A 23,835-nucleotide genomic window follows, 5' to 3' on the forward strand; every position below is an offset into this window, starting at 1 on the left:
GACCCTGCACGGCCCCTCCGCGCCGTACACGACACAGTGCGGCCCGCAGTGAATCCGGCCCGCAGCCGGGATACGACCCGGGCCGCGGCCGTGCAGGGTCGCCCCCGCAGGCGCTGGCGGCGACGACGCGGCTCGCTGTCTCGTAACCCAAGGCCGCCGGCGCCGAGGAGGTGAGCCCGGAGGGGCCGCGGCCCACCACCCACCGGCAGGCAACCGACCCGCACCGGGGGCGCGTCAGCGCGTGGCGAGGAACGCCGAGACGAGGTCCTTGTCCTTGTCGTAGGACAGCCGGGCCACGGCGGCTTCCGGGGCCAGCCAGAGCAGGTCGTCGACCTCGTGGGTGCGTACGAAGGAACCCCCCGTGGCCTCGGCCGCCCAGTAGCGGACCTCCTTGGGGCGGCCGCCGACCTCGTACCGGGCGGTCGGCAGTTCGGTGCCGAGCGCGCAGGTCATCCCGGTCTCCTCCCGCACCTCGCGGACCGCCGCGTGACGCGCGTCCTCACCCGGCTCCAGCTTGCCCTTGGGCAGCGACCAGTCGGCGTGCTTGTGGCGGTGGATCACCGCCAGCTCGATCCCGCCGCCCGCCACCGTGCGGCGCCACAGCACGCAGCCCGCCGCGCGGATCACGTCGTCACCGCCGTACGCTGCCAGGCCCGGTGGAACGCGTACCGCGCCGACTCGACCTCGTGGCGCTGGTCGGCGTGCAGCACGCCGAGCGCGTACGCGGTCGCGGGGGCGATGCGGGGCGTGCGCGCGGCGGTCGCGGCGGCGGTGGCCGCCTCGGCGGCGTCCCGGTGGCGGTCGAGCGCCCGGCCCGCCTCGTACAGCACGGGTTCCGCGCCCCGCACCTCGCCCGCGTACCGGTGCAGCCGCAGCAGGAGCCGCACCTGGTGCCACGGCCCGTCGAGCTGTTCGCCGCCCACGGCGGGGGCCATCGGCAGGGCGGCGACCGCGTCGAGGAGGCGCCGTTCGACGGTATCCGCGGGCGGGCCGAGCACTTCCGTGGCCGGCGCGGCGGCGGCCGGGCCCAGCGGGACGTCCGAGGCGAGCAGGGCGACCGCGTCGGCGACGGCGTGGAACCGGGAGGAGCCCAGCGCCTGGAGGGCGGCGGAGTGGGCGCGGGTCCTGGCGAGGGTGAGCTGCCGTTCCAGCAGCGCGCCCGCCCGGGCGGCGCCCATGGCGAGGGCTTCCGCGCCGGATCCGCCGCTCCTCGGCGCGGGGACGGCCGCGGTGCCGCCGGACAGCCGGGCGAGCGCGTCGACGAGCCGGACGAGCCGTGAGGTGCAGGCGTGTTCGGCGGCCAGGGTGCCGGACAGCCAGGCGAGTTCGGTGCGCAGGTGGTCCGCCCAGGCGGCGTCCAGCAGGGGACGGTAGGTGTGCAGGGTTCCGCTGATGCGGCGGGCGGCGGCGCGCAGCCCCCGGGCGGCCTCCTCGGCGCTCGCCGTGTCCGCGCCGCATTCGGTGTGGTGGCGCAGGCTGCGGAGGAAGTCCGCGGCCCGGGCGTGGAGGTAGGGGGACAGCACCTCCCCGGCGGAACCGGCCGGGATGTGGTCAGGGCTTGGCACGTCGGCGCCTCCGCGCGTCGATGAGCATCTCCTGGACGTGCCGCAGCGGCTGGCCGTCGTGGTCGGTGGCGTGCCGGGTCCAGTCGCCGTCCGGGCCGAGGTGCCAGGAGGAGGTGGTGTCGGCCATGCCGGTGTCCAGCAGGTGGTTGAGGGCCGCGCGGTGGGCGGGGTCGGAGACCCGTACGAGTGCCTCTATGCGGCGGTCGAGGTTGCGGTGCATCATGTCGGCGCTGCCGAACCAGACTTCGGGTTCGCCGCCGTTGCCGAAGGCGAAGATGCGGGAGTGTTCGAGGAACCGTCCGAGGATGGAGCGGACGCGGATGTTCTCGGACAGGCCGGTCACTCCGGGCCGGACGGCGCAGATGCCGCGTACCCAGATGTCGACGGGTACTCCGGCCTGGGAGGCGCGGTAGCAGGCGTCGATGACGGCTTCGTCGACGAGGGAGTTGACCTTGATGCGGACGTGGGCGGGGCGTCCCGCGCGGTGGTGGACGATCTCCTTGTTGATGCGGGAGACGAGGCCGTCGCGGAGGGACTTGGGGGCGACGAGGAGGCGGCGGTAGGTCTCGCGGCGCGAGTAGCCGGACAGCCGGTTGAACAGGTCGGAGAGGTCCGCGCCGACCTGGGGGTCGGCGGTCAGCAGGCCGAGGTCCTCGTAGAGGCGGGCGGTCTTGGGGTGGTAGTTGCCGGTGCCGACGTGGCTGTAGCGGCGCAGGGTCTCGCCCTCCTGGCGGACGACGAGCGAGAGCTTGCAGTGGGTCTTGAGGCCGACGAGCCCGTAGACGACGTGGCAGCCGGACTCCTCCAGTTTGCGCGCCCACTTGATGTTGGCCTGTTCGTCGAAGCGGGCCTTGATCTCGACGAGGACGAGGACCTGCTTGCCGGATTCGGCCGCGTCGATGAGGGCGTCGACTATCGGGGAGTCGCCGGAGGTGCGGTAGAGGGTCTGCTTGATGGCGAGGACGTCGGGGTCGCCGGCCGCCTGTTCCAGGAAGGCCTGGACGGAGGTGGAGAAGGAGTCGTACGGGTGGTGGAGCAGGACGTCCCGTTCGCGCAGGGCGGCGAAGATGTCGGGGGCGGACGCCGATTCGACCTCGGCGAGGTCCCGGTGGGTGCCGGCGACGAACTTGGGGTACTTGAGTTCGGGCCGGTCGAGGGCGGAGATGCCGAAGAGGCCGGTGAGGTCGAGCGGTCCGGGCAGCGGGTAGACCTCGGCGTCGGACACCTTGAGTTCGCGGACGAGGAGGTCGAGGACGTACGGGTCGATCGACTCCTCGACCTCGAGGCGTACCGGCGGGCCGAAGCGGCGCCGCATGAGTTCCTTCTCGAGGGCCTGGAGCAGGTTCTCGGCGTCGTCCTCCTCGACTTCGAGGTCCTCGTTGCGGGTCACGCGGAACATGTGGTGCGCCAGCACCTCCATGCCCGGGAACAGCTCCTCCAGGTGCGCGGCGATGACGTCCTCGAGGGGGACGTAGCGCTGGGGGGAGGCTTCGAGGAAGCGGGAGAGCAGTGGCGGGACCTTGACGCGGGCGAAGTGGCGGTGGCCGCTGACGGGGTTGCGGACGACGACGGCCAGGTTGAGGGAGAGGCCGGAGATGTACGGGAAGGGGTGCGCGGGGTCGACGGCGAGGGGGGTGAGGACGGGGAAGATCTGCTGGCGGAACAGGGTGAAGAGCCGTGCCTGTTCCTTCTCGGTGAGTTCGGGCCAGCGGATGAGGTGGATGCCCTCGTCGGCCAGGGCGGGGGCGATGTCCTGCTGGAAGCAGGCGGCGTGCCGGGCCATGAGCTCGCGGGAGCGGGTCCAGATGAGGTCGAGGACCTCGCGGGGCTGGAGGCCGGAGGCGGACCGGGTGGCGACGCCGGTGGCGATCCGGCGCTTCAGGCCGGCGACGCGGACCATGAAGAACTCGTCGAGGTTCGAGGCGAAGATCGCGAGGAAGTTCGCTCGTTCGAGGAGGGGTGTCGCCGGGTCCTCGGCGAGCTCCAGCACCCTTTCGTTGAACGCGAGCCAGCTGCGTTCGCGGTCCAGGAACCGTCCGGCCGGCAGCTCGGCGCCCGTGCCGTCGTCCTCGTACGAGTCGAGATCGGCGTCGAGGTCGCGCGCGAGGTCGGACATGGGGACGTGCGCGACGGTGTGCGGCCGGTGCGCGGCTATGGAGCCGACGGAGGGCTGGGGCTGCGGGGCCTGGACGTCGGCGGGCTGCTGGCTCATGGCACCATTCTTCCGCGCGATGGGCTGGTCAAGCGCGTCGGAGCGGGCCGCGGACACGGCGGGCTTCATTGAGCGAGCGTCGCAAGCCTGTCTGAATGGTCGGTAACGGTGACGTGACGTGCTGGGGGCGGGCGGCCGGACCCCCGTCCCGGCCGCCCGCCCCCGGGCCCGTGGTCACGCGTGGTGACGGCGCAGGATCCGGAAGGCCAGCACGGTGGTGACGGCGGCGAGGGCGAGGAGGATGCCGGTCTCGACGAGCTGGAGGGGCCAGAAGTGCGAGGCGGGGTGATAGTCGAGGTAGCGCGTCACTTCGCCGTCCTTGGCGCCGCACAGGGCGGGCAGTGCCGAGGGGTCCCCGTAGCAGTCCGTCGTGGACACGCGGTCGCCGGAGGGGCCGATGACGCCCGCGTCGACGCGCCACGTCCGGGAGATCCGTACGTCTGGTTCGCCGGGGCCGGTCAGGGTGCTGACCGGCCAGAGGTGTGCGCGCACCTGGGACAGGAAGAGGGCGACGGCACCGGTGACCAGGGCCGTCGCGCTCATCGCCAGGACGGTGCGGCGTACCAGCAGGCCGGTGAGGGCGCCCAGCGCGATGCCGAGCACGGCTGAGGCTGCCGGGACGACGCCGGTCGAGGCGTACATGGTGGGTTCGTACCAGTAGGTGGGGAAGGAGCTGGCGGGGCCCGTGGACCACGACCAGTGGAAGACCGTGGAGAGCAGCGCCGTGCCCGTGACGGTCACCGTCAGGGGGACGGTGAGCTTGGCCGCCAGCCAGCGGGCGGGGGAGACGGACTGGCTCCACGCCAGCTGGTACGTGCCGGTCTCCAGCTCTCGGGCGATCACGGGTCCGGCGACGAACGCCCCGACGACCGCGGGCAGGGCCGTGATGCCGAGCGCTGCGTATTCGATGAGGTGCCGGGCGTCCCAGATGGCGTCCGTGTAGTCGCGGGCGGGCTGGAAGCAGCGCCCGGCGGTGCTGTCCGTCGCGCAGCCCAGGGCCCGCAGCGCCTGGGTCGCGTGGTCCGCCCACCAGCGGGAGCCCAGCATCACGGCGACCGCGACGAGGAGCAGGCCGAGCGCCGCCCACAGCGCCCTGCGGTGTACGCGGAGTACGGTCCAGGTCAGCCCCTGGGGCGCGAGGGCGCTCATGCGGCCACCGTCCCGTGGGTGGCGGGGGCGGCGCTGGGGGTGAGGAGCGCGGGGGCGTCCGGGGCGCGGAGGTGGGCGAGCAACAGGTCCTCCAGGGACGGTTCCGTGGTGTGCCAGGTCGTGGGGTCGACGGGGCCGTCGTGGCGGACGAGGGCGGTGAGCTGGCGGCCGGTGACGCGGGACTCGACGACGGTGTGCGGGGCGAGGTCGCCGACCGGGCCGGTGACGAGGGTGTGGGCGGCGAGGACGTCGTCGATGCCGCCGCCGAGGCGGATGTGGCCGCCGTCGACGAGGAGCAGGAAGTCGCAGGCGCCCTCCAGTTCGGTGAGGATGTGCGACGACATCACGACGGTGGTGCCGCGCTCGGCGGCGTCGGCCATGAGGGTGCCCATCAGCTGGTGGCGGGCGAGGGGGTCGAGGTCGGCCATCGGCTCGTCGAGCAGGAGGAGTTCGGGGCGCTTGCCGAGCGCGAGGGCGAGCGCGACGCGGGTGCGCTGGCCGCCGGAGAGGGCGCGGACGCGGGTCGCGTGGTCGAGCGTGCCGACGACGCGTTCCGCCGTGCCGGCGTCCCAGCGGCCGGGGTTGAGCTCGCGGCCCATGTGGAGCGTTTCGGCGATGGTGAGCTGGGGGTACAGCGGTTTGTCCTGGGCGACGTAGGCCACGCGGTCGCGGGCGGACGCGGGGTCGGTGCCGAGGATCCGGATCGTGCCGGCGGTGGGGCGCAGGAGGCCGGCGGCCAGGGCGAGGAGCGTGGACTTGCCGGCGCCGTTGGGGCCGACGAGCGCGCAGACGCGGCCGGCGGGGAGCCGGAAGGCGCAGTCCTGGAGTGCTGGGCCGGGCCGTCGCCGGTACCGCTTGGCGAGGCCGTGGGCCTCCATGGCGCTGGTCATGAGTCGTCCCCCTCGTAGAGCTGGTCCAGTACGGAGGTGAACAGCGCCGTCACGTCGTCCCGCTCCAGCCCGGCGGCGCGGGCGCGGGTGGCCCAGTCGGCGAGTTCGCCGCGCAGGGGGGAGTCGGCGGGGGCGCTGCCCAGGGTCTTCCGTACGAAGGTGCCGAGGCCGCGGCGGGCCTCGACGAGGCCCTCGCGCTCCAGTTCGCGGTAGGCCTTGAGCACCGTGTTCGGGTTGATGGCGGTGGCTTCGACGACCTCGCGGGCCGTGGGCAGCTTGTCGCCGGGTTCCAGCAGGCCGAGGCGGAGGGCCTGTTTGGTCTGCTGGACGATCTGGAGGTAGGTGGCGACGCCACTGCGCCGGTCGATGCGGTACTCGACCACGTCCTTGCACCACCCTTTCACCAATCAAGTAGTGAAAGGGTGGTGCAAGAGAGGGCGGGGTGTCAACCCGGAGGATCGACCGCCCCGCCCTCAGTCGTCGTGCGTCACGTCTCCGAGCGGTACATCAGGTCCACCTCGTGCGTGGTGAAGCCCATCCCCTCGTACACCCGCACCGCCGCCGTGTTGTCGGCGTCCACGTAGAGCATCGCCGTCGGTACGCCCTCCGCCGCCAGGTGCCGCAGCCCGATCGCGGTGAGCGCCTTGCCGAGGCCGCCGCCCTGGGCGTCGGGGCCGACGCCGACGACGTACACCTCACCGAGCTGCTCCTCGGCGTGCACCTTCGTCCAGTGGAAGCCCACGATCTCGCCGTCCGCCTCCCGTACGGCGAGGAAGAAGCCCTTCGGGTCGAACCACGGCTCCGCCTTCCGGTCGTCCAGGTCCCGCTGGGTCAGCGAGCCCTGCTCCGGGTGGTGCGCGAACGCGGCGGCGTTGACGGCCAGCCAGGCCGTGTCGTCCTGGCCGGGCACGAACGTGCGGACGGCGATGCCGGGCGGCAGCACCGGCTCGGGGAGGTCCAGCGGGGCGTCCAGCGGCCGGCGCATCTGCCGCAGCTCGCGGAACAGGGTCAGCCCCAGCACCTGGGACAGGTGGCGGGCGGCCGACTTGCCGCCGTGCGCCCACACGCGCAGCCGCTTGCCCGAGGCGGCGAGCAGCGCGGAGCCGAGCGCCCGGCCGTGGCCGCGCCCCCGGTGCGAGGGGTGGACGACCAGCTCGGCGGCCGGCGCCTCGACGGGGTCGGTGTCCTCGAGCTGGGCGTACCCGACGAGATCGCCGCGGACGGTGAGCAGCAGGTGCGACACCCCTTCGCGCCGGCCGCCGCGCAGCTGCAGCCTGCCCTGTTCGGAGACGGCCTGCATCCCGTCGGTACGGGCGGCGTCGGCGAGGAGGGCGAGGACGTCCTGGGCCTGCTCGTGGGTGAGCTCGTCGAGGGTTTCGATACGGCGGCCGGGCTCAAGGGCCGGTACGGGGGCGTCAGTCGTCATGCGTACGAGCCTACGGCGGCGGCGAGCAACCCTCTTGTAACCTGCCGACCCCTGTTGCGCTACGCGCGTTGACCCTAGGCTGCGCTGGGCTGTACACGACTTGTTGACCACGAGGGGACAGATGTCAGCGACACCGAAGAAGAACCGTGCGGGCCGGCGGATACTCGCCACCGCCGCCGGACTGGCCACCGTCGGCGCGCTGGTGGCGGCCCTGCCCGCCGGCGCCGACGACCGCGGCGAGAGCCAGGCCCGCCACCACGGCCGCACCGTCGACGTGCAGCTGCTCTCCTTCAACGACCTGCACGGCAACCTGGAGCCGCCGGCCGGCTCGTCCGGACAGGTCACCCGCACCAACCCGGACGGCACGACCGAGAAGATCGACGCGGGCGGTGTCGAGTACCTCGCCACCCACCTGCGCACCGCCCGCAAGGGCAACCCCTACTCGGTGACCGCCGCCGCGGGCGACATGATCGGCGGCTCGCCGCTGATGTCGGGCCTCTTCCACGACGAGCCCACCATCGAGGCGCTGAACAAGCTCAAGCTCGACGTGACGTCCGTCGGCAACCACGAGTTCGACGAGGGCGCCAAGGAACTCGCCCGGATGCAGAACGGCGGCTGCCACCCGACGGGCGGCTGCTACGAGAAGGGCAAGAAGTTCCGCGGCGCGAAGTTCCCGTACCTCGCCGCCAACGTGACGGACGAGAAGACCGGCCGCCCGATCCTCGACCCGTACTTCGTCTGGGAGCGCAAGGGCGTCAAGATCGGTTTCATCGGCGTGACCCTGGAGGGAACGCCGAACATCGTCACCGCCGAGGGCGTCAAGGGCCTGCAGTTCGGCGACGAGGTCGAGACGATCAACAAGTACACGAAGGTCCTGGAGCGCAAGGGCGTCAAGTCGATCGTCGCCCTGATCCACGAGGGCGGCGCGCCCGCCTCGACCTCGTACAACTACGACTGCGACAGCCCGGGCGCCGGCGACGGCATCTCCGGCCCGGTCGTCGACATCGCGAAGAAGCTCAGCCCGCAGGTCGACGCGCTGGTCACCGGCCACACCCACCAGGCGTACGTGTGCACCGTCCCGGACCCGTCCGGCAAGCCGCGCATGGTCACCTCGGCGTCCTCCTTCGGCAAGCTGTACACGGACACCACGCTGACGTACGACCGCCGCACCAAGGACATCGTCCGCACGTCGGTGGAGTCGGCCAACCACGTCGTGTCCCGTGACGTGCCCAAGGCCGCCGACATGACCTCGCTGATCCAGCGGTGGAACACGCTCGCCGCGCCGATCGCCGGCAAGCCGCAGGGCTTCATCTCCGCCGACATCAACGGCCGCGGCTCGACCGCGCACGAGAAGCCGCTCGGCGACCTGATCGCCGACGCGCAGCTCGCCGGGCTCGCGCCCGCCGACAAGGGCGGCGCGCAGATCGCGCTGATGAACCCGGGCGGCATCCGCTCGGACCTGGTGTTCAAGGCGTCCGGCGCCGAGGGCGACGGGGTGGTGACGTACGGCGAGGCGTTCACCGTGCAGCCGTTCACCAACATGATGAACGTCGTCGACCTGACCGGCGCGCAGCTCGTCGCCGCGCTCCAGCAGCAGGTCAGCGGCTCCAACGAGGCCTCCCCGAAGATCCTCCAGGTCTCGAAGGGCTTCACCTACACGCTCGACATGACCAAGACGGGCGCGGCCCGGGTGGTGACCGGCTCGGTGAAGCTGAACGGTGAGCCGATCGACCCGGCGAAGTCCTACCGCGTCGCGATGAACGAGTTCCTCGCGGGCGGCGGCGACGGCTTCCCGGCCCTCGCACAGGGCAAGAACAAGCTGGTCGGCGCGTCCGACCTGGACCTGTTCAACGCCTACCTGGCGGCCAACTCGTCGGCGACCGCGCCGATCGCGCCGCCGAAGGCCGACCGGATCACGGTCGTCCAGTAACACGCACGCGGTACGCGCGGGGCGGTGGACCGGTGACCCGGTTCCGCCGCCCCGCGCCCGTGTCCGGGGGGTCTCAGGCCGCTGGGCCCGGCGCGGGCGAGCCCGGCGCGGGCGGGGGCGGGGTCGGCGCGCCCGGCAGCCGGATCACCGCCCGCGTGCCGCCGCCCTCCGCGGCCCTGAGCGTCACCTCGCCGCCCGCCTGCCGTACCGTCCGCGCCACGATCGACAGCCCGAGCCCCGACCCGGGCAGGCCGCGCGCCGACGGTGACCTCCAGAACCGTTCGAAGACGTGGGGCAGCTCCTCGGGCGCGATGCCCGGCCCGTGGTCCCGCACGGACAGCTCGCCGTCCACCAGCGCCACCTCCACCGTGCCGCCGGGCGCCGAGAACTTCACCGCGTTGTCCAGGACGTTCACCACCGCCCGCTCCAGCGCGGCCGGTTCCGCCCGCACGTACCAGGGCCGTACGTCGTCCGCCGCGAAGGCCAGCTCGGGCCCCCGCAGCCGCGCCCGGGACAGGGCCGTGCCGAGCACGTCGTGCAGGGCGACCACCTCCAGGCGCCCGGGTGCCGCCGCGTCCGGCCGGGACAGCTCCTGCAAGTCGCCGATCAGCGCCGCCAGTTCCGTCATCTGCGCCTTCACCGACGCCATCAGGGCCCGCCGGTCCTCGGGCGGGATGGCCCGGCCGGTGTCCTCGCTGCGCGCCAGCAGTTCGACGTTCGTCCGCAGCGACGTCAGCGGGGTGCGCAGCTCGTGCCCCGCGTCGGCGATCAGCTGCGCCTGCCGGTCGCGGGAGGAGGCGAGCGCGGCGGTCATCGCGTTGAACGAGAGCGACAGGCGGGCGATCTCGTCCTCGCCCTCGACGGGGATCCGCACCGTCAGGTCCTCGGTGCGCGCCACGTGCTCCACGGCCCCGGTCAGCCGGTCCACCGGCTTGAGCCCGGTCCGCGCCACCCACAGCCCGGCCGCGCCCGCGCCGACGACGCCGATCCCGGCGAGGGCGGTGAGTACCAGGGCGAGCTGGTTCAGGGCCCCGTCGACCTCCGCCAGCGGGCGGGAGATCGAGACGGTGAAGCCCGACCGGTCGGTGACGGTCAGGACCCGGACGGGCTGGCCGCTGTCGGTGGCCCCGTCGTGCAGCGACTCCCCGCGCAGCCGCGCGGCGACCGCCGTGTCCGACGGCTCGACGACGACCGGCGTCGAGCCCGGCCCGACGCACCTCGTCCCGTCCGCCTGCACGATCTGCACGTACACCGTGCCCGGTGCCGTGCTCGCCCCCGTCGCCGGGCCGGACTGCCGGCAGCCCTGCGCCGTCAGCGCGAGGTAGCCCTCCTGCACGGACATGCCCCGCAGCGACGTGTCCAGTTCGTTCCGCAGCTCCGACCGCGTCAGCAGCCAGCACGCCACCGACACCGCCGCCACCGCCACCGCGACCGCCGTCGCCGTGAGCAGGGCGAGCCGGGAGCGCAGCGGCAGCGCGCGGAAGCGGCGGACGGGTCCGGTCATTCGGCGGCCCCGCCGCGCAGCACGTAGCCGACGCCCCGCACGGTGTGCACCAGGCGCGGTTCGCCGGCCGCCTCGGTCTTGCGTCGCAGGTACATCACGTACACGTCCAGGGAGTTGGAGCTGGGCTCGAAGTCGAAGCCCCACACCGCCTTCAGGATCTGTTCCCGCGTCAGCACCTGGCGCGGGTGCGACAGGAACATCTCCAGGAGCGTGAACTCGGTACGGGTCAGCTCCACCGGCCGCCCGCCGCGCGTCACCTCTCGCGTCGCCAGGTCCATGCGCAGGTCGCCGAAGACCAGCGCGTCGCCCTCGGGGGGCTCGCCGCCCGAGGCGGCCGCGTACGAGCTGCGCCGCAGCAGCGCCCGGATGCGGGCGAACAGTTCGTCCAGTTCGAACGGTTTCACCAGGTAGTCGTCGGCGCCCGCGTCCAGTCCGGTGACCCGGTCGCCGACGGTGTCGCGGGCGGTGAGCATCAGGATGGGGACGGTCGAGCCGCCGGCGCGGATGCGGCGGGCGGCGGTCAGGCCGTCCATACGGGGCATCTGGACGTCGAGGACGACGAGGTCGGGGGCGTGCGCGGCCATCTTCGCGAGCGCGTCGGCACCGTCGACGGCGACGTCCGTCCCGTATCCCTCGAAGGCGAGGCTGCGGCGGAGGGCCTCGCGCACGGCGGGTTCGTCGTCGACGATCAGGATGCGATCGGCGTCAGCGGTGGTGTTCATGGGCTCAGCGTCGCACGCGTCAGGACGCGGCCCCGGATCCGGAGCGGAGGGCGTCGAGGTCGGCCTTGACGGTGTCGATCGGGATGGCGAAGCCGAGGCCGACGCTGCCGGCGGTGGAGCCGGTGGCGGAGCTCGGGGAGTACATGGCGGAGTTGATGCCGATGATCTCGCCGTTCATGTTGATGAGCGCGCCGCCGGAGTTGCCGGGGTTGAGCGAGGCGTCGGTCTGGATGGCCTTGTACGTGGTCCTGGAGTCGCCCGTGTCGCCGTTGAACCGCTGGCCACCGTACTCGAAGGGCCAGCCCTGGTCGGGGTCGGCCTGCTGCCGCTGCCCGCGGTCCTCCTCCTTCGAGACGGTGACGTCGCGGTCGAGCGCGGACACGATCCCGCTGGTGACGGTGCCGGTCAGGCCTTCCGGTGATCCGATGGCGACGACCTCGTCGCCGACCCGCACCGTGCCGGAGTCGCCGAGGGTGGCGGCCTTGAGGCCGGACGCGCCCCGGAGCTTGATCAGCGCCAGGTCCTTGCCGGGGTCGGTGCCGACGACCTCGGCGGTGTACGTCTTGCCGTCGCTGAGCCGGACCGTGACCTCGGAGGCGCCCGCGACGACGTGGTTGTTGGTGACGATCTCACCGTCGGCGGTGATGATCACGCCGGAGCCGGTGGACTTGCCGTTGCCGGTGGTGGCGCTGATCTCCACGATGCTCGGGGACACCGCCCGGGCGACCCCCGCGACGGTGCCGGTGCCGGAGCGGGACACGTTCGTCCCGGTCACGCCGTTGCCGCCGGCCGGTGCCGTCCGGTCGCCGGTGAGTTCCCGGACGAGCGCCGAGGCGCCTCCGCCGACGAGGGCGGCGGCGACCGCGACCGCGACGATCAGCGCGACCGGGCGCCGGGGGCGGCGGTGCGCGGCGGGCGGGGACGCGGGCGGGTATGCGGGCGGCGGCGGGTAGGCCGAATGGGGGGCCGCGTGGGAGGCCGACTGCCGCGGGTCACCCTGGGAGTAGTCCGTCATGGGGACGACTCTCGGGGGCGTGCATGAGAGCCGTCTGAGGACGCCCTGAGAGTAGGGGAAAAGTCGTGTACGCCCGGGATAAGGACCCGCCGGGCGGGCGCCCGTGGGGCCGGGTGCCGTCGCTACTGGCCGTCGCAGCCGCAGGACCGGCGCACTATCAGCGCCGAGGGGAACTGCTTGACGCGCTCCCGGCGCGACCCCGCCACCCGCAGCCCGTCGTCGAGGACCAGGTCCACCGCCGCCCGGGCCATGGCCGGGCGGTCGGACGAGATGGTCGTCAGCGGCGGGTCGGTCAGCGCGGCCTCCTTGACGTCGTCGAAGCCCGCGACCGCGAGGTCGCCCGGCACGTCGAGGCGCAGCTCGCGGGCCGCGCGGAGCACGCCGATCGCCTGGTCGTCGGTGGAACAGAAGATCGCCGGGGGGCGGTCGGGGCCGGCCAGGATCTTCAGCGCCACCTGGTAGGCGTCGTAGCGGTTGTAGGGGGCCTGGAAGAGCCGGCCCTCGACGGAGCGGCCCGACTCCAGCATGGCGCGGCGCCAGCCCTCCTCGTGGTCGGCGACGGGGTCGCCGACGGCGGGGGTGTTCTCGACGCCGCCGAGGCAGGCCACGTACTCGTGCCCGTGTTCCAGGAGGTGCCGGGTGGCGAGCTGGGCGCCGCCGATGTCGTCGGTGACGACCGCGACGTCGTCGAGGGCCTCGGGCCGCTCGTGGAGCAGCACTACGCGCGCGTCCCACGCCTCGATCTCCTGGGCGGCCCGCTCGCTCATGCCCTGGCTGACCAGGATCAGTCCGGCGACCCGCATCCCGAGGAACGCCCGCAGGTAGTGGATCTCGCGCTCGTCGCGGTAGTCGGAGTTGCCGACGAGGACCATTTTCCCGCGGTCGGCGGCGGCCCTCTCGACCGCGTGCGCCATCTCGGCGAAGAACGGCTGCCGGGCGTCGGGGACGATCATGCCTATGAGGTCGGTGCGGCGCGAGGCCATGGCCTGCGCGACCCGGTCGGGCCGGTACCCGAGCTGCTTGATCGCGGCGAGTACCCGCTCGCGCGTGGCCGGGGCGACCGGCCGGGGTCCGTTGTTGATGACATAGCTCACGACCGCGGTGGATGTCCCCGCCAGTCGTGCCACATCGTCCCGCGTCACCTTGGCCACGCGCGGCAGTCTACGCGGGGTGACCTACCTCTGGGCAGGTCGTACGGCGGCTTCCTCCGCCGCTCCGGTGTCCTCCGCACGGGTGACGGCGGCCGCCTTGGCCGCCTTCGCCTCTTTCGTACGGGCCTCGTCGGCGGCGCGCTCCGCCTTCTCGGGCGTCACGAAGCGGTAGCCGACGTTGCGCACCGTGCCGATCAGGGACTCGTGCTCGGGGCCCAGCTTGGCGCGCAGCCGCCGTACGTGGACGTCGACCGTGCGCGTACCGCCGAAGTAGTCGTAGCCCCACACCTCCTGGAGGAGCTGGGCGCGGGTGAAGACCCGGCCGGGGTGCTGGGCGAGGTACTTGAGCAGCTCGAACTCCTTGAAGGTCAGGTCCAGGACCCGGCCCTTGAGCTTGGCGCTGTACGTCGCCTCGTCGACCGACAGGTCGCCGTTGCGGATCTCCATGGGGAGGTCGTCGGCGGTGATCTGCTGGCGGCCCGTGGCCAGCCGCAGCCGTGCCTCGACCTCGGCCGGGCCGGCCGTGTCCAGCAGTACGTCGTCGATGCCCCAGTCGGCGGTGACGGCCGCGAGACCACCCTCGGTGACGACGAGGATCAGCGGGCAGCCCGGTCCGGTGGACCGCAGCAGCTGGCACAGCGACCGCACCTGCGGCAGGTCGCGGCGCCCGTCGACGAGGATCACGTCGGCCCCGGGGGTGTCCACGAGGGCGGGGCCCTCGGCGGGGGCCACCCGCACGTTGTGGAGCAGCAGTCCGAGGGCGGGGAGCACCTCCGTCGACGGCTGGAGGGCATTGGTCAGGAGCAACAGGGAACTCATCGCGCCCCCCGTGTCCGGAGCGTGGTCCTGTGGTCGTGCACGGTTCGCCGGCCCATACGTCGGTTCCTCCTCGGTCCCTGCGAGGACGCTGCGGCACTGCTTCGACTGCTTCGACTGCTTCTTGCGAGGCTCCCCGCGCCGTGAGAGCCCTTGTTCACCTGCCTGTTACAACGGGCGAAAAACACAAAAGGATCCGGGGGCTGCGTTGCCCGGATCCTCTGCCCAGCAGAATAGCCCACATGAGATCCGAGAAAGAGGACGCATTTCACATCGTGGATGTCTCCTCGGTCACTCCGGGACCTCGGCGGGCCACCATCCGTACATCCCTCCGTGCCTCCGACGGGGTGCCCATCGAGGCGGTCCACACGCCGCTCGCGGCACCCGGCACCGCGGGCGCGGCTGGCGGCGCCACGGACACCGCGATCGTCGTCGCCCACGGCTTCACGGGCTCGGTCGACCGGCCGGCGGTGCGGCGGGCGGCACGGGCGTTCGGGCGGCGGGCCGGGGTGGTGACCTTCTCCTTCCGGGGCCACGGCGGGTCCGGCGGGCGGTCCACGGTCGGCGACCGCGAGGTGCTGGACCTGGCGGCGGCGGTGCGCTGGGCCCGTGAGCTGGGGTACGCGCGCGTGGCGACGGTCGGGTTCTCCATGGGCGGCTCGGTGGTGCTGCGGCACGCGGCGCTCCACAAGGACGTCGCCCGGGAGCGGACGGACGCGGTGGTCGCGGTGAGCGCCCCGGCGCGCTGGTACTACCGGGGTACGGCTCCGATGCGGCGGGTGCACTGGGTGATCACCCGGCCCGCCGGGCGGCTGGTGGGGCGTTACGGGCTGCGGACCCGGATCCACGACCGGGACTGGGACCCGGTGCCGATGTCGCCGGTGGAGGCGGTGCCGCTGATCGCCCCGGTGCCGCTGCTGATCGTGCACGGGGACAGCGACCCGTACTTCCCGGTCGACCACCCGAGGATGCTGGCCGCCGCCGGCCCGGCCGAACTGTGGCTGGAGGAGGGCATGGGCCATGCCGAGAACGCGGCGGACGACGCCCTGCTCGCCCGGATCGCGGACTGGCTGTCCGTGCCATAGCTCATGATGGATGCCGACGAGGCCGACGAAAGGGGTGCCGCTATGCCAGCGGGGACGATCCGCTACTGGGCCGCGGCCAAGGCCGCCGCCGGGACCGCCGAGGAGCCGTACGCCGCGGAGAACCTGGCTCAGGCGCTGGACGCCGTGCGCGAGCGGCACCCGGGTGAGCTGGTCCGGGTACTCCAGAGGTGTTCGTTCCTGGTCGACGGCGACCCCGTCGGGACCCGGAGCCATGAGACCGTACGGCTGGCCGAGGGCGGCACGGTCGAGGTGCTCCCGCCGTTCGCAGGAGGGTGAACCCCACAGCATGAGCAGCGATCAGCAGTACCCGTACGGACCCGGGTACCCGAGCCCGGACGCGGACCCGGACGTCGCGCAGACGTGGGAGGGCCAGACCTGGGACACGCAGTACCAGCCGGCCGTCCAGCACGGGTACCAGCAGCCGCAGGAGTACCAGCCGCAGGGGTACGAGCCGCAGGGGTACGAGGCGCAGGGGTACGAGGCGCAGGGCGGCGGCCCGGTGGCCGCCGCCGAGACCGCGCACCTGCCGGTGCGGGACGCCACGGGCCACGGCTCGTATCCGCTGCCCCCCGAGGTCCCCTACGACGCGGCCCCGTACGACCCGCCGACCACACACCTGCGGCCGGTCGCCCCGGCCCCGGAGCCCCCCGCGCCTCCCGCCGCGCCCGCCGCCGGGCCGGGGTACGGGGCGCCCACCACCTCGGGGCACGTCCGGCTGACCGACGCGCAGCGGGCCCGCGCCGAGGGCCGTTCGCCGATCATCGACCCGGGCATGCAGCCCGCCGTGCTCACCGCCGCCCTCGGCGGCCTCCTCGCGGCCGGCGCCGCCCTCGGGCCGTACGCTCTGCTGGTCCCGCTGGTCCTGCTCCAGGCCGTCACCGCCGCCGGCTGGTTCCGGCTCAACGGCATGTGGCCCGCCCGCCAGGGCATCGCGCTCGCCTTCGCGGGCGGCCTGACCGCCGACGCGGTGCTGCTCGCCGTCGGCAAGGAGCACGCGCCGGCCGCGATGCTCGGCACGCTCGGCGTGTGGGTGCTCCTCGTGCTGGTCCTCCAGCTGCGCAGCCACGCGGGCTCCGACGAGCGGCAGTACGGCCTGATGGCCACCGTCGCCTCGTCCGCACTCGCCGTCGTCGCGGCCGGGCACCTGGCCGCCGCCTCCGACGCGGTGATCGTGGGCGGTCTCGCGGTCGCCGTCACGGTCGTGGCCCGCGCCCTGCCCCTGCCGGGGGCCGTGTCGCTCGTGGTGGCGCTGCTGGCCGCGGCCGGTGCGGGCGTCGCCGCGGGCGGGATGACCGGCGTGGGCGCGCAGGGCGCGCTGCTGGGGCTGGGCGCGGGCGTGTGCGCGCTGGTCGGTCACCGGGTCGCCGCCTACGACTACCCGTCGAAGTTCGTCCACATGACGGCCGGGGTGGCGCTGCCGCTCGCCGTCGCCGCGCCCGCGGTGTACGTGCTGGGGCGTGCGCTGACCTGAGCGGGCCGGGACGCGGGGCCCGGGACGCGGGCCCGCGGACGCGGGCCTGGCAGGGGGCTTGCGGGGGAAGGGGAACCAACGAGTAGCTTTGAGCGTCGATCATGACGACGCCGGGGGCCGGCCGGTCGCGGACAGGGTGGGGGAACACCGGGCAATGCGAGCACTGCGAATACTGCTGATCACCGCCGTGATCCTCGGTGGCCTCTTCACCATCGCGGACCGCCTGGCGGTGAACTACGCCGAGTCGGAGGCCGCCGACCGGATGGGCGCGGCCCAGGGCCGGGCCGACTCGGCCGCCGTCTCCATCAAGGGTTTCCCGTTCCTGACCCAGGTCATGGGCAAGGAGCTGGACCAGGTCGACGTCACCCTCACCGGGGTGGAGGCGTCGGCCGGCGGCCGCAAGGTCCGCGTCACCGAGATGAAGGCCGCCCTGAAGCAGGTGCGGCTGGAGGACAACTTCTCGCGCGCCGTCGCCGCCTCCGCCTCGGGCACCGCGCGCATCTCCTACGCCGACCTGGGCGCGGCGTCCGGCGAGGACGTCACCCTGGGGTACGGCGGCAACGGCAAGGTCAAGGTCACCGGAAGCGTCGAGGTGCCGGTCCTGGGCAAGGTCACGCGCAGCGTGCTGTCCTCGGTCAGCCTCGCCGGCGACGACACCATCCGGGTGCGGGCGGACAAGGTTCCCGGCGAGGGCATCCCGGGCCTGGAGCAGCGCATCCGCGAACGCACCGACTTCGACCGGCAGGTCGGCGGGCTCCCGTCCGGGCTGAAGCTCCAGAAGGTCGAGGCCGCGTCCGACGGCGTCGTGGTCACGGTCACCGGCACGGACGTCGTCCTGACGGGCTGAGCACCCCCGTCCACTCCATTCCTGGGCTGCTCGCCGGGGGCCGGGAGGCCGAGCGGGCACTTTCGGCCACATCGTGAGACGAGGGCGTCCGCTCCGCAGATGGCGCGGGGCAGCGCCCGCCGAGCGGGTCGCCCGTCACCCCTCCGGACCCCATCGCATCCCATCAGGCGGACGATCGTGTCTCACGATGCGACACGCCGGTGACACGGCCGCCCGTCCGTCCCTACGATCGGCGTCATGAAGCGACAGGCGGACCTCACGAAGCGGCGGGCAGTAGACCTGTGCCGCGTCGCCGCCATGCTCTGTCGCTCCGTCTGAGCGGGAGCCCGACCTCCCGCGTCCCAGGGCCCGTCCGCACACCCCGGGCCCGCCCCTGTGCCGAAACCGCCACGTAGACCCGTACCCCCGTACGCGACGACACGAAGAGCACCCGGCACCAACCTCGCCACACCGCAACACCCCGCCGCAGACTGCCCCGGAGGAGAACAGCATGAGCCGCAGCGACGTCCTGGTAGACGCCGACTGGGTCGAGGCCCACATCGACGACCCGAAGGTCGTCATCGTCGAGGTCGACGAGGACACCTCGGCGTACGACAAGAACCACATCAAGAACGCCGTCCGGATCGACTGGAAGCAGGACCTCCAGGACCCGGTGCGCCGCGACTTCGTCGACCAGGAGGGCTTCGAGAAGCTCCTCTCCGCGAAGGGCATCTCCAACGACGACACCGTCGTCCTCTACGGCGGCAACAACAACTGGTTCGCGTCGTACGCCTACTGGTACTTCAAGCTGTACGGCCACCAGAGCGTCAAGCTCCTCGACGGCGGCCGCAAGAAGTGGGAGCTCGACTCCCGCGACCTGGTCGACGGCTCCGAGGTCCCCAGCCGCCCGGCCACCCAGTACAAGGCCAAGGCCCAGGACACCTCGATCCGCGCCTTCCGCGACGACGTCGTGGCCGCGATCGGCAACCTGAACCTGGTCGACGTGCGTTCCCCCGACGAGTTCAGCGGCAAGCTGCTCGCCCCGGCGCACCTCCCGCAGGAGCAGTCGCAGCGCCCCGGCCACGTGCCGAGCGCCCGCAACATCCCGTGGTCGAAGAACGCCAACGACGACGGCACGTTCAAGTCGGACGACGAGCTGAAGGCGCTGTACGCCGACGAGCAGGTCGACCTGGCGAAGGACACGATCGCCTACTGCCGCATCGGTGAGCGCTCGGCCCTGACCTGGTTCGTGCTGCACGAGCTGCTCGGCCAGGAGAACGTCAAGAACTACGACGGCTCGTGGACCGAGTACGGCTCCCTCGTCGGCGTGCCGATCGAGATCGGCGCCAACAAGTAGTCCCGGACCTCCCGTCCTCCCCCTCCCCCCCGAAGACCCCTCAGGAGTACCCATGTGTGGAGCACAGGCCGGCGGCCCGGACGCTTCGACGATCAAGCCCGGTGAGACCACCATCCAGGGCCAGGTGACCAAGGACGGCGAGCCCGTCGTCGGTTACGTGCGCCTGCTGGACTCGACCGGCGAGTTCACCGCCGAGGTCCCGACCTCCGCGACCGGCCAGTTCCGCTTCTACGCGGCCGAGGGTACGTGGACCGTCCGCGCCCTCGTCCCGGGCGGCACCGCCGACCGCACGGTCGTCGCCCAGCAGGGCGGCCTGGCCGAGGTCGCCATCGCCGTCTGACGGCACCCGCCGCCGCGAGACGGCACGCCTACCGGCCGAAGGGCCGCACCTCCTAGGGGTTGGACGCTACCGGGACCGAGGTGCGGCCCTCCGGTCGTTCCCGGCCTACGCTGGAGACATGTACGCCCGCCGTCGGCACGTCTACTTCGGGATGATGACGGCCTGCCTGGTGCTCTTCGTGGGCGCCTGGGCCGTGGTGCGGCTGTGGTCCGTTCCCGCCGCCGTCGCCATGTGCGTCGTCGCCATGGTCATCCCGCCGGTCGCCGCGATGGTCGCCAACCGGCGGGGCCCGGAGGACCGCTGGTGGGACGACCCCTCCGGCGACCCCACGTCCGACGAGTGGTGGGACGAGCTCGACGGCAAGAAGCGCCGCGAACCGTAGGTGCGGCCCCGTGCTAGTACACGAGCGCCTGGGTGTCGTCGGCGAGCGACTCGCTGACGAAGACCTGAGCCCCGGCGATCCGCACGCCCTCCAGCACGTCCTTCTCGGTGATCTCGCGCCGCGCCGCGCACTGGGTGCACAGCGTGATCCGCCCGCCCGCCAGGATCGAGTCGATCAGGTCCGGCAGCGGCGCCGCGTGCGGCAGCTCGAACTCGCCCGCCCGCCCCGGCAGCGCGAACCACGCCGACTCACCGGTCAGCCACAGCGAGACCTCCACGCCGCTGGCCACGGCGACCGCCGCCACCGTGAAGGCCTGCGAGCAGCGCTCGGGGGCGTCGGCCCCGGCGGTCACCTTGATCACGAGCTTCTTCGCCATGTGCGGAACTCTAGTGCCGGCCCTGGGCCGAACCTCACACGGAAGGCCGCCGCCCCACCCATTACGCTGGGACCCGGCCCTTTCTTCGCCCTTACAGCTCACCGAGGAGCACCCTGTGCTTGAGGCTTTCTTCTCCGCCCTGCTGGTCCTGGTCTGCGTCGGCGTGCTCGGCTTCGCCGTCCTGACCGTGAAGAAGCTGTACCAGGGCCAGCGCTGACCACGCCCACAGGCCGCCCACTCCTCACAGATCGACAGAGCTGCTCATGATCGAGATCCCGTCCGACCTGAACCCGGACCTCGTCCCCCTCGCGTTCCTCCTGGGCACGTGGGAGGGCGCGGGCGTCTCCGACTTCCCCGGCGCCGAGAAGTGCAACTTCGGCCAGTCCGTGACCTTCAGCCACGACGGCCGGGACTTCCTCGAGTACACCTCCCACTCCTGGGTCCTGGACGCCGAGGGCAACAAGGTCAAGCCCCTGGAGTCCGAGAGCGGCTACTGGCGCATCGACAAGGAGCGCAAGGTCGAGATCGTGATGGTGCGCGACCAGGGCATCGTCGAGGTCTGGTACGGCGAGCTCGCCGACCAGAAGCCGCAGATCGACCTCGCCACGGACGCCGTGGCGCGCACCGCCGCCTCCGGCCCCTACAGCGGCGGCAAGCGGCTGTACGGCTACGTGAAGGGCGACCTGATGTGGGTCGGCGAGAAGTCGACGCCCGAGGTCCCGCTGCGCCCGTACATGTCCGCCCACCTGAAGAAGGTCGTCACGCCCGAGCAGGTCGAGGCGTGGGCCAAGGACCTGGGCGACCTGCCGGACGACGGCATCACCTTCTTCAAGTAGGCCCTTCTCCCCGCAGCCCTCGGTATCCCCGGTCGGTGCTCCTACACTGGAGCGCGTGGTGAGCACCGACTGGAAGAGCGACCTGCGACAGCGCGGCTACCGGCTGACCCCCCAGCGCCAGCTCGTCCTGGAGGCGGTGGACGTCCTCGGGCACGCGACACCGGACGACATCCTGGTCCAGGTGCGCAAGACCGCCTCCGGCGTGAACATCTCCACCGTCTACCGGACGCTGGAGCTGCTGGAGGAGCTCGGCCTGGTCAGCCACGCCCACCTCGGGCACGGCGCCCCGACCTACCACCTCGCGGACCGGCACCACCACCTGCACCTGGTGTGCCGGGACTGCACGGAGGTCATCGAGGCGGACGTCGACGTGGCCGCCGAGTTCACGGCGAAGCTCCGCCGCACCTTCGGCTTCGACACCGACCTGAAGCACTTCGCGATCTTCGGCCGGTGCGCGGGCTGCACCGACAGGGCCGAGCAGGCCGACGCGGCCGACAAGGCGGGTCGCGAGAGCCGGACCGGCTCACAGGCGCAGGCTCCGTCCGGCGGCGAGTCGTAGGCTGATCGCATGCTGCGACAATCACCGACCAGCCCTCTGCTGTCCCTGCCCGGCGCCGTGCCCGCCGAGGGGCGGGACGAAGGCGTCGCCGCGCACTACGGCGACCTGTTCCGCGAACAGCGCGCCCTCGCCGCCGGCGACGGCATGGTCGACCTGAGCCACCGCGGTGTCGTCACCGTCACCGGCGACGACCGGCTCGGCTGGCTGCACCTGCTGCTCACGCAAGCCGTGAGCGACCTGCCGCCCGGCCACGCGACCGACGCGCTGGTCCTCTCCGCGAACGGGCACATCGAGCACGCCCTGTACCTCGTCGACGACGGCGAGACGGTCTGGGCGCACGTCGAGCCCGGCACGCAGGAGTCGCTGATCGGCTACCTGGAGTCGATGAAGTTCTTCTACCGGGTCGAGGTCGCCGACCGCACGGACGACATCGCCGTCGTGCACCTGCCGGCCGGTTCCATCGCCGACGTCCCCGACGGCGTGGCCGTACGGGAGACCTCCCACGGCCGGGACCTGTTCCTGCCGCGTGGCGACCTGGCGGCGTACGCCGACGCGCACGGGCCGCGCGCCGGGATCCTGGCGTACGAGGCGCTGCGCGTCGAGGCGCACCGGCCCCGGCTCGGTTTCGAGACCGACCACCGCACCATCCCGCACGAGATCGGCCTCATCGGCAGCGCGGTCCACCTCCAGAAGGGCTGCTACCGGGGGCAGGAGACCGTGGCCCGTGTCCACAACCTGGGGAAGCCGCCGCGCCGGCTGGTGTTCCTGCACCTCGACGGCAGCGAGGTCCACCTGCCGCCGCCCGGCACGCCCGTCCGGCTGAAGGCGGACGGCGAGGAGGGCCGGCAGCTCGGGTTCGTCACCACCTCCGTACGCCACCACGAGCTCGGGCCCATCGCGCTCGCGCTGGTGAAGCGCAACGTGCCGGTGGACGCCGAGCTGCTGGCGGGCACCACGGCCGCCGCGCAGGAGGTCGTGGTCGAGGCGTAGACGGCCGGCCGGAGCCGTGGACGGCCGCCCGGGCCGTGGACGGCCGTCAGACGTCGATGACGATCGTGAACGGGCCGTGGTTCGTGAGCGAGACCCGCATGTCCGCTCCGAACCGGCCCGTCTCCACCGTGGCCCCCAGCTCCCGCAGCCGCGCCACCACCTCGTCGACCAGCGGCTCGGCGACCTCGCCGGGCGCCGCCGCGTTCCAGGTGGGCCGCCGGCCCTTGCGGGCGTCCCCGTAGAGGGTGAACTGCGAGATCACCAGCAAGGGCGCATTGACGTCCGAGCAGGACTTCTCGCCGTCCAGGATCCGCACCGACCACAGCTTCCGGGCCAGCTGCGCCGCCTTCTCCGGCGTGTCGTCGTGGGTGACGCCCACCAGCACGCACAATCCCTCGCCGACGACTTCCCCGACGGTCTCACCGGCGACGACGACCTTCGCCCCGTCGACCCTCTGTACCACTGCACGCATACAGACCAACCTATCCGCGTCCGAACGGGTGCAGGCGCCTGCATCGACACTGGCACAAATGGCACCATGCCTCTCAGGCGGTGCGTTCCGCACCGGTCGAGGGGACGGATTCCTATGAGTACACCTGGCGCCGGGCAGACGCCACATCCCGTACCGATGACATGTGCCGGTGGCAGAGGAGCGCTGCGGCCTCCGGCCCAGCGGACCGCTGACGCCGTCCTGCCGGAGGCACAGGCGCACGACGTGAGGGCCATGCGGCTGCCGGAGCTGCGGACCCTGCGCCGCGACTCGCACGGCGACGAGGCTGACCTGAGCTACGTACGAAGGCTGCTCCAGGGCCGGATCGACATCCTGCGCGCGGAGCTCGGGCGGCGCGGCGGCCCCGACGAGCCGGTCGTCGACGGGGTCCCGGTGGTGGACCGGCTGTCGGAGATCCTCGCGGACACCCCGTCCCGGCACCGCTCGTCGGCCCGGCACGTGACCCTCGGCACCCCGCGCGGCGAGGAGTACCGGCGGCTGGCCGCCGAGATGCTCGCGGAGGTGGAGCTGTCGGACCTGACCGCCCGAACGGACGAAGAGCTCCACGCGGCCATGGGACGGCTCGCACGCTACGAACAGCAGGTCTCCCGCCGCCGGCAGCAGCTCCAGCGGACGGCCGACGATTGCAGTGCCGAGATCGCCCGCAGGTACCGTGAAGGCGAAGCACAAGTAGACGACCTGCTCCGCTGAGCATCCGGGAG

General features: G+C 72.8%; 27 protein-coding genes. 13 read left to right on the forward strand and 14 right to left on the reverse strand.

The window, feature by feature from the left end:
• Window positions 1-234: 234 nt before the first annotated feature.
• From EIZ62_RS32155 to mshD, 7 genes are all read right to left on the reverse strand, one after another.
• Window positions 235-627: an NUDIX hydrolase gene (locus tag EIZ62_RS32155; RefSeq protein ID WP_341873950.1), complete on the reverse strand. Its 393-nt coding sequence runs from the start codon at window positions 625-627 to the stop codon at window positions 235-237.
• On the reverse strand, window positions 624-1,565 hold the full coding sequence (locus EIZ62_RS32160) for a CHAD domain-containing protein (RefSeq protein ID WP_208827961.1): 942 nt from the start codon (window positions 1,563-1,565) through the stop codon (window positions 624-626). Before EIZ62_RS32160 ends, EIZ62_RS32155 begins: the two co-directional genes overlap by 4 nt.
• Complete coding sequence (locus EIZ62_RS17375) at window positions 1,552-3,777, reverse strand: RNA degradosome polyphosphate kinase (RefSeq protein WP_156693566.1); 2,226 nt, start codon at window positions 3,775-3,777, stop codon at window positions 1,552-1,554. The genes EIZ62_RS32160 and EIZ62_RS17375 overlap by 14 nt, the downstream gene beginning before the upstream one ends.
• A gap of 174 nt (window positions 3,778-3,951) precedes the next feature.
• Complete coding sequence (locus EIZ62_RS17380; RefSeq protein ID WP_244375751.1) at window positions 3,952-4,926, reverse strand: ABC transporter permease; 975 nt, start codon at window positions 4,924-4,926, stop codon at window positions 3,952-3,954.
• Complete coding sequence (locus EIZ62_RS17385) at window positions 4,923-5,816, reverse strand: ABC transporter ATP-binding protein (RefSeq protein ID WP_156693567.1); 894 nt, start codon at window positions 5,814-5,816, stop codon at window positions 4,923-4,925. The genes EIZ62_RS17380 and EIZ62_RS17385 overlap by 4 nt, the downstream gene beginning before the upstream one ends.
• Window positions 5,813-6,199, reverse strand: a complete 387-nt coding sequence (locus EIZ62_RS17390) for a GntR family transcriptional regulator (RefSeq protein ID WP_156696454.1) — start codon at window positions 6,197-6,199, stop codon at window positions 5,813-5,815. The genes EIZ62_RS17385 and EIZ62_RS17390 overlap by 4 nt, the downstream gene beginning before the upstream one ends.
• A 104-nt stretch (window positions 6,200-6,303) precedes the next feature.
• Entirely contained in the window at window positions 6,304-7,242 is a 939-nt protein-coding gene (gene mshD / locus EIZ62_RS17395) for a mycothiol synthase (protein WP_156693568.1), read from the reverse strand.
• A 121-nt stretch (window positions 7,243-7,363) separates the two neighbouring features.
• Here mshD and EIZ62_RS17400 point away from each other — a divergent pair, with 121 nt between their 5' ends.
• On the forward strand, window positions 7,364-9,172 hold the full coding sequence (locus EIZ62_RS17400) for a bifunctional metallophosphatase/5'-nucleotidase (protein WP_156693569.1): 1,809 nt from the start codon (window positions 7,364-7,366) through the stop codon (window positions 9,170-9,172).
• A gap of 73 nt (window positions 9,173-9,245) precedes the next feature.
• Here the strand turns inward: EIZ62_RS17400 and EIZ62_RS17405 are convergent, their stop codons facing one another.
• From EIZ62_RS17405 to EIZ62_RS17425, 5 genes are all read right to left on the reverse strand, one after another.
• On the reverse strand, window positions 9,246-10,676 hold the full coding sequence (locus tag EIZ62_RS17405; RefSeq protein ID WP_156693570.1) for a HAMP domain-containing sensor histidine kinase: 1,431 nt from the start codon (window positions 10,674-10,676) through the stop codon (window positions 9,246-9,248).
• On the reverse strand, window positions 10,673-11,398 hold the full coding sequence (locus EIZ62_RS17410; RefSeq protein WP_156693571.1) for a response regulator transcription factor: 726 nt from the start codon (window positions 11,396-11,398) through the stop codon (window positions 10,673-10,675). Before EIZ62_RS17410 ends, EIZ62_RS17405 begins: the two co-directional genes overlap by 4 nt.
• 19 nt (window positions 11,399-11,417) lie before the next feature.
• On the reverse strand, window positions 11,418-12,413 hold the full coding sequence (locus EIZ62_RS17415) for a S1C family serine protease (RefSeq protein WP_156693572.1): 996 nt from the start codon (window positions 12,411-12,413) through the stop codon (window positions 11,418-11,420).
• A 122-nt stretch (window positions 12,414-12,535) separates the two neighbouring features.
• Window positions 12,536-13,564: a LacI family DNA-binding transcriptional regulator gene (locus EIZ62_RS17420; RefSeq protein ID WP_156693573.1), complete on the reverse strand. Its 1,029-nt coding sequence runs from the start codon at window positions 13,562-13,564 to the stop codon at window positions 12,536-12,538.
• A gap of 24 nt (window positions 13,565-13,588) precedes the next feature.
• On the reverse strand, window positions 13,589-14,383 hold the full coding sequence (locus tag EIZ62_RS17425) for a winged helix-turn-helix transcriptional regulator (protein WP_156693574.1): 795 nt from the start codon (window positions 14,381-14,383) through the stop codon (window positions 13,589-13,591).
• 239 nt (window positions 14,384-14,622) lie between these two features.
• Here EIZ62_RS17425 and EIZ62_RS17430 point away from each other — a divergent pair, with 239 nt between their 5' ends.
• From EIZ62_RS17430 to EIZ62_RS17460, 8 genes are all read left to right on the forward strand, one after another.
• Window positions 14,623-15,465, forward strand: coding sequence for an alpha/beta hydrolase family protein (locus EIZ62_RS17430; RefSeq protein WP_156693575.1), 843 nt, complete (start codon window positions 14,623-14,625; stop codon window positions 15,463-15,465).
• 42 nt (window positions 15,466-15,507) lie between these two features.
• Window positions 15,508-15,762, forward strand: a complete 255-nt coding sequence (locus EIZ62_RS17435; RefSeq protein WP_156693576.1) for a MoaD/ThiS family protein — start codon at window positions 15,508-15,510, stop codon at window positions 15,760-15,762.
• Window positions 15,698-16,957, forward strand: coding sequence for a hypothetical protein (locus EIZ62_RS17440; protein WP_156693577.1), 1,260 nt, complete (start codon window positions 15,698-15,700; stop codon window positions 16,955-16,957). The genes EIZ62_RS17435 and EIZ62_RS17440 overlap by 65 nt, the downstream gene beginning before the upstream one ends.
• Before the next feature lie 154 nt (window positions 16,958-17,111).
• The gene (locus tag EIZ62_RS17445) at window positions 17,112-17,804 is read left to right on the forward strand and encodes an LmeA family phospholipid-binding protein (protein WP_156693578.1); all 693 of its coding nucleotides are present in this window, start codon (window positions 17,112-17,114) and stop codon (window positions 17,802-17,804) included.
• A 237-nt stretch (window positions 17,805-18,041) separates the two neighbouring features.
• A complete protein-coding gene (locus EIZ62_RS32945) occupies window positions 18,042-18,122 on the forward strand; it encodes a putative leader peptide (RefSeq protein WP_350497993.1) in 81 nt (26 codons plus the stop codon).
• A 172-nt stretch (window positions 18,123-18,294) separates the two neighbouring features.
• Window positions 18,295-19,140 carry a sulfurtransferase gene (locus EIZ62_RS17450; RefSeq protein ID WP_156693579.1) on the forward strand — a complete coding sequence of 282 codons (846 nt, stop codon included), beginning with the start codon at window positions 18,295-18,297 and terminating at the stop codon, window positions 19,138-19,140.
• Window positions 19,141-19,192: 52 nt separating this feature from the next.
• The gene (locus EIZ62_RS17455; RefSeq protein WP_064067594.1) at window positions 19,193-19,480 is read left to right on the forward strand and encodes a DUF1416 domain-containing protein; all 288 of its coding nucleotides are present in this window, start codon (window positions 19,193-19,195) and stop codon (window positions 19,478-19,480) included.
• 118 nt (window positions 19,481-19,598) lie between these two features.
• Window positions 19,599-19,862, forward strand: a complete 264-nt coding sequence (locus EIZ62_RS17460) for a DUF3099 domain-containing protein (RefSeq protein ID WP_156693580.1) — start codon at window positions 19,599-19,601, stop codon at window positions 19,860-19,862.
• Between the two features lie 13 nt (window positions 19,863-19,875).
• On the opposite strand, the gene EIZ62_RS17465 is transcribed toward EIZ62_RS17460, so the two are convergent.
• The gene (locus EIZ62_RS17465) at window positions 19,876-20,238 is read right to left on the reverse strand and encodes a DsrE family protein (RefSeq protein ID WP_156693581.1); all 363 of its coding nucleotides are present in this window, start codon (window positions 20,236-20,238) and stop codon (window positions 19,876-19,878) included.
• A gap of 263 nt (window positions 20,239-20,501) precedes the next feature.
• On the opposite strand from EIZ62_RS17465, the gene EIZ62_RS17475 reads away from it, so the two are divergent.
• Genes EIZ62_RS17475 through ygfZ form a run of 3 tightly spaced genes read left to right on the forward strand, consistent with a single transcriptional unit; the run spans window position 20,502 to window position 22,623 of the window.
• The gene (locus tag EIZ62_RS17475; protein WP_156693582.1) at window positions 20,502-21,074 is read left to right on the forward strand and encodes a heme-binding beta-barrel domain-containing protein; all 573 of its coding nucleotides are present in this window, start codon (window positions 20,502-20,504) and stop codon (window positions 21,072-21,074) included.
• A 55-nt stretch (window positions 21,075-21,129) separates the two neighbouring features.
• A complete protein-coding gene (locus tag EIZ62_RS17480) occupies window positions 21,130-21,633 on the forward strand; it encodes a Fur family transcriptional regulator (RefSeq protein WP_156693583.1) in 504 nt (167 codons plus the stop codon).
• 9 nt (window positions 21,634-21,642) lie between these two features.
• Entirely contained in the window at window positions 21,643-22,623 is a 981-nt protein-coding gene (ygfZ, locus tag EIZ62_RS17485; protein WP_156693584.1) for a CAF17-like 4Fe-4S cluster assembly/insertion protein YgfZ, read from the forward strand.
• A 46-nt stretch (window positions 22,624-22,669) separates the two neighbouring features.
• Here ygfZ and dtd read toward each other — a convergent pair whose 3' ends face one another.
• Window positions 22,670-23,095, reverse strand: coding sequence for a D-aminoacyl-tRNA deacylase (gene dtd, locus EIZ62_RS17490; RefSeq protein ID WP_156693585.1), 426 nt, complete (start codon window positions 23,093-23,095; stop codon window positions 22,670-22,672).
• 114 nt (window positions 23,096-23,209) lie between these two features.
• On the opposite strand from dtd, the gene EIZ62_RS17495 reads away from it, so the two are divergent.
• Window positions 23,210-23,824 (forward strand): RsiG family protein, encoded by a 615-nt coding sequence (locus tag EIZ62_RS17495; RefSeq protein WP_156693586.1) that lies wholly within the window; start codon window positions 23,210-23,212, stop codon window positions 23,822-23,824.
• The last annotated feature ends 11 nt before the right edge of the window (window positions 23,825-23,835 follow it).

The organism is Streptomyces ficellus (genome assembly GCF_009739905.1).
GTDB lineage: Bacteria > Actinomycetota > Actinomycetes > Streptomycetales > Streptomycetaceae > Streptomyces > Streptomyces ficellus_A.